Raw genomic sequence first — 3809 nt, forward strand, 5'->3', positions numbered from 1 at the left:
CGTGGTCGCAAACTTTTGCCCGTCTGCATCAGCCAATAGTTTGTTATCCATGAGGTTCCACTGTTTGAAGATTGCCAGTGAATGAATATGATTACTGACGATTTCATTGGCCGCACAAAGTGTATCAACCCGGATAAAATCCTCTCGTACAGCGCGAAGCTGGCTGAGTTCTAAATCTGACATATCGGCCATTTTCAACGCACCAAACCCAAAGGCTTCTGACAGCAAACAGGCATTAATTGCCAACGGTAGCGGTTTTTTCCGCTTGGTATAGCGATCTTTCAGGTGAGTAAATCCACGCCACAGATCAGTCAACTCACCGATGAACATGACAATATTAGCAATATCGACTTTGGGTAAGTTTTTGAAAAAAGCATCGTCCAGTTTTTCAACGCTGTCATAGCGCAGGCTCCAGTGTTGTTGTCCGGTTTTGGTTTCACGAACATAAAAGCCGGGATTGTTATTTGCACGAATATTGTGGGTCGTTCTCTCCCAGGCTTCATTCAGTCCCTGTAGCGCTTCATCAAGACGCTGGTCACAGTAAACAGGGAGGCGGGAATAACCAAACTCCACCGCGATCTTTTCAACGTTATCGACCAGCGCATCGTCAACCAGATCGGTATCAATATCACAGTACGAGACACTGTCATTGCAATACAGACGGCCCCGCTCAATCTCATGGAGAACCTTTAAATAGACAAAAAATTCAAATAAATACGGATCAATTCGGGTGTCCGAGGGTTTCCGCTTCAGGTAGATATTCATACTTTTGGGAAGGGTGAATCCCAGCTCATCACAGATTTTTAAAGCGGAGGGACTTTTACCGCTGGCATAATGTGTTTTCAACATATGAATCAGTTCGCCGATTTCACTGTTTTTCTTGTAATATTCAAGTTTTACCCGGGTAAATATCGGACGCAGATACAATGAGAGCAAGCGGGAGGACTTACCGTAGTATTCCCACAACGCTGCCTTCTTATCAAAAGATTTACCTTCCAAAAATTCTGCCATGACTGAAAATTGTTCTTTAGGGAGCATACTGAACGCCACTTCATCCAGTTCAGCCTGACTCATGTTTGGGTTCCGCTCTGGAAACCATTTCAGAAACTTTGCCAGTCCGGGAAAGTCCGTGACAACTTTGGCACTGTGCTCCATGTGGGCTATCGACGCATAAATTTTACCCGCATCCATGATAGCCCGCGTGTGATAACAAAAACTCACAATCAGATTATCCATGATCTGCTGATAGCGGTGATAGACGAAACACAAGGCCTGTAGCCATTGTTGTGTTTTGCTCAGTCTGCGCAACCGGGAAGCAGCATATTGTTCGGCTATTTCCGCATAGTAACGGATGGCATTTTTTGACAACATAAGAGAAGGCAGAAAGTCTCTGGCAAACCGATAAAGATCTTCAATGCGTAATGCCTTGTCTACTTCCATTCTGACGGCGGTGTACTGAAAATCCTTTTGGTCGGCACGGATAATATTGAGGACGGTGATACCGTCATCCCGCTGTACTAACGCGGAAAGTTGCTCAGTAATTGCGGCAGGCAACAAGGAAACTGCTGCATTCAGGCGATTTTCCTCCACAATAAAGGCGTGGCTGAAAATATCCTGGAGTATTCGGTAGGACGGGAGCATCAATTTTTGATGCTCAAAGTATGCCAGCAGTTGACGAAACGCACTGTGCCCTTTGGGATAGTAACGCAACAAATAAGCGAGATGAGATTCTATTTCAGCTGTATATTGCGGAGACCAGTTTCGGTAACCAAAAAGCGAGAGTATAGCCTGCCGCTGGCTGCGCCTGTATTTTCGGGAGAGTGAACCTGTGAACCGGGCCGCATTAGTATCGCTATAATACGTGGTCACAATATACTGAACATCCTGGCTGACCTTATCAAGTGATAGGTTGAAAAACTGTTGTTTCGCCTTGAAATAGCCCAGTTGCAGGATGAAATGGATACGAGTCTGGGTATTGTGAAACTGTTCGAGAACAACCCGTTCTGCCGGGCTTAAGGAAAAATACAGGATTTGTTCGTGATCATTGAATTCGGGGCAGGCATAAAGTTCTTCGATTTCGGTATTGGATAATAAGTGAATACGCTTGATATTTTCCATTGTGAGTCCCGGATTCAATGAGGCCAGACAATCAAATCATTTCGCGTCCGTCCAGATGATTTGCCGGCACCATTCGTTTGTGCAGCACACCAAATATCACCGGTTGCCGTTCGTGGATGAGGTAATAAATGACATGACTGACATAAGGAAAACTCAATACGCCCGATCCGACGTCTGGCCTGTCTCTTCCCAGTGCAGGGGTAGAAGCCAGCAAACGAAAGGTTTGTTGAAGTCCTGACAGGTATTTTTCTGATTGCACCTCACCCCATTGTTGTACAGTAAAACGGCGAATTTCAATCAGATCGGCCTGGGCATCAGGCGTTAAACGGTAGTGTGATATGTCCATGATGGTTAATGATCCCTGGGAACGTCGATAATGCCCTCAGCAATACCCTGAGCCAGCATTTCCATTAGTTTGGCGAACCGGAAAAAACCGGTGTATTGCTGACAGATACCATCCAGCTGGGCAATTGATGCACTGTCTATCACCTGTTTGAAGGTATCCATATAGTCGTAACAGGTTTTCCGTAATTGCGCCTCACCGGTTTCGGTTAGGGGAAAACGGGCAGCATAGTCATGTATACGTTTCACCCACCGTAATTGTTCTGCGCTAAGTCCGGCTACAGACATTTTTTTCTCCTCAATAGGTGAAATTCTAATCGTACTGACCTGATATCAGTTCATTAAAAAAAGCTTCGCCATCGAGGGTGTTACCGGATTCAATATCAACTCTGGCCTGTTCAGCTCTTGACTGCAATAATTTTAACCGGAGTGTTTCAATACTTTCGTATTCATCCATTGAGATAACCACCGCAACGGGTTTTCCGTTTTTATTGATTTGGATTGGGGCACGTTGTGCTTTGAGTAGCATGTCGCCAAACTGGGTTTTGGCTTCATTGGCAGAAAGAGCATCCATAATAGTCCTCTCATTGAATCATAGCATGATTCAAACAATATAAACGAATCGAACGACTCGATCAAATTTAAAGCTATTAAAAAGTATACTTTTTAATAGTCGCTGGAAATAGCTCTTAAAAGTCCTATCATAAGTACTCAATCAAATGGTCTAAAGGATAATGATAGGTTATGGCAAAAATTGGTTATGCGCGGGTCAGCTCAACAGGTCAAAGTTTAGACATTCAGCTGGAAAAATTAAGACAAGCGGAGTGTGAACGTCTTTATCAGGAAAAACGCAGTGGTCGGACAGCACACCGCCCGCAATACCAAGCCTGTATGGATTACCTGCGTGAAGGTGATACTCTGCTCGTCACAAAATTAGACCGGCTTGCACGTTCAGTGGATCATTTATCACAAATTTCTAGTCGCTTTCAGCAAGAAAATATTGATTTGGTCGTTCTGGATCAAAATATAGATACCCGAACTTCAACAGGGCGTCTTATGTTCAATATGCTGGCCACCATCGCGGAGTTTGAAAATGACTTACGCAGTGAACGCCAGGCGGAAGGGATCGCCAAAGCGAAAGAGAATGGTGTCAGATTCGGGCGCCCCGCTAAGTTAACCGAGGATATACGAAATGATATTTATCTCAAGCGTCAGTCCGGCATTACGATTGGTCAGTTAGCCAAGGAGTTTAAGCTAGGCGAAGCAACCATCTACCGTGTTTTGAACACATTTAAGCACGTTGATAACTCGTAGCTCTCACAAAGTTTACAGATCTGGGGGTTCTTCCA

At 44.7% G+C, this 3809-nt stretch carries 5 protein-coding genes; 1 reads left to right on the top strand and 4 read right to left on the bottom strand.

Annotated elements, in window-relative coordinates:
• The 4 genes from SLS51_RS22575 to SLS51_RS22590 form a co-directional block, all read right to left on the bottom strand.
• A partial coding sequence (locus SLS51_RS22575) for a DUF4158 domain-containing protein (RefSeq protein WP_323840748.1) occupies window positions 1–2118 on the bottom strand: 2118 nt, incomplete at its 3' end.
• A gap of 31 nt (window positions 2119–2149) precedes the next feature.
• Complete coding sequence (locus SLS51_RS22580; RefSeq protein WP_023043805.1) at window positions 2150–2464, bottom strand: type II toxin-antitoxin system RelE/ParE family toxin; 315 nt, start codon at window positions 2462–2464, stop codon at window positions 2150–2152.
• A gap of 5 nt (window positions 2465–2469) precedes the next feature.
• Complete coding sequence (locus SLS51_RS22585) at window positions 2470–2748, bottom strand: arylsulfatase regulator (RefSeq protein WP_323840749.1); 279 nt, start codon at window positions 2746–2748, stop codon at window positions 2470–2472.
• Between the two features lie 25 nt (window positions 2749–2773).
• Window positions 2774–3034, bottom strand: a complete 261-nt coding sequence (locus SLS51_RS22590) for a type II toxin-antitoxin system Phd/YefM family antitoxin (RefSeq protein ID WP_023043807.1) — start codon at window positions 3032–3034, stop codon at window positions 2774–2776.
• Between the two features lie 170 nt (window positions 3035–3204).
• Between SLS51_RS22590 and SLS51_RS22595 the strand changes: the two genes are divergently transcribed.
• Window positions 3205–3774: a recombinase family protein gene (locus tag SLS51_RS22595; protein WP_323840750.1), complete on the top strand. Its 570-nt coding sequence runs from the start codon at window positions 3205–3207 to the stop codon at window positions 3772–3774.
• Window positions 3775–3809 lie beyond the last annotated feature (35 nt).

Source organism: Photorhabdus africana, from assembly GCF_035181445.1.
GTDB lineage: Bacteria > Pseudomonadota > Gammaproteobacteria > Enterobacterales > Enterobacteriaceae > Photorhabdus > Photorhabdus laumondii.

Coding starts and splice junctions, on each gene's coding strand:
- SLS51_RS22595 (WP_323840750.1), top strand. CDS start 3,205: ATGGCAAAAATTGGTTATGCGCGGGTCAGCTCAACAGGTCAAAGTTTA.
- SLS51_RS22590 (WP_023043807.1), bottom strand. CDS start 3,034: ATGGATGCTCTTTCTGCCAATGAAGCCAAAACCCAGTTTGGCGACATG.
- SLS51_RS22585 (WP_323840749.1), bottom strand. CDS start 2,748: ATGTCTGTAGCCGGACTTAGCGCAGAACAATTACGGTGGGTGAAACGT.
- SLS51_RS22580 (WP_023043805.1), bottom strand. CDS start 2,464: ATGGACATATCACACTACCGTTTAACGCCTGATGCCCAGGCCGATCTG.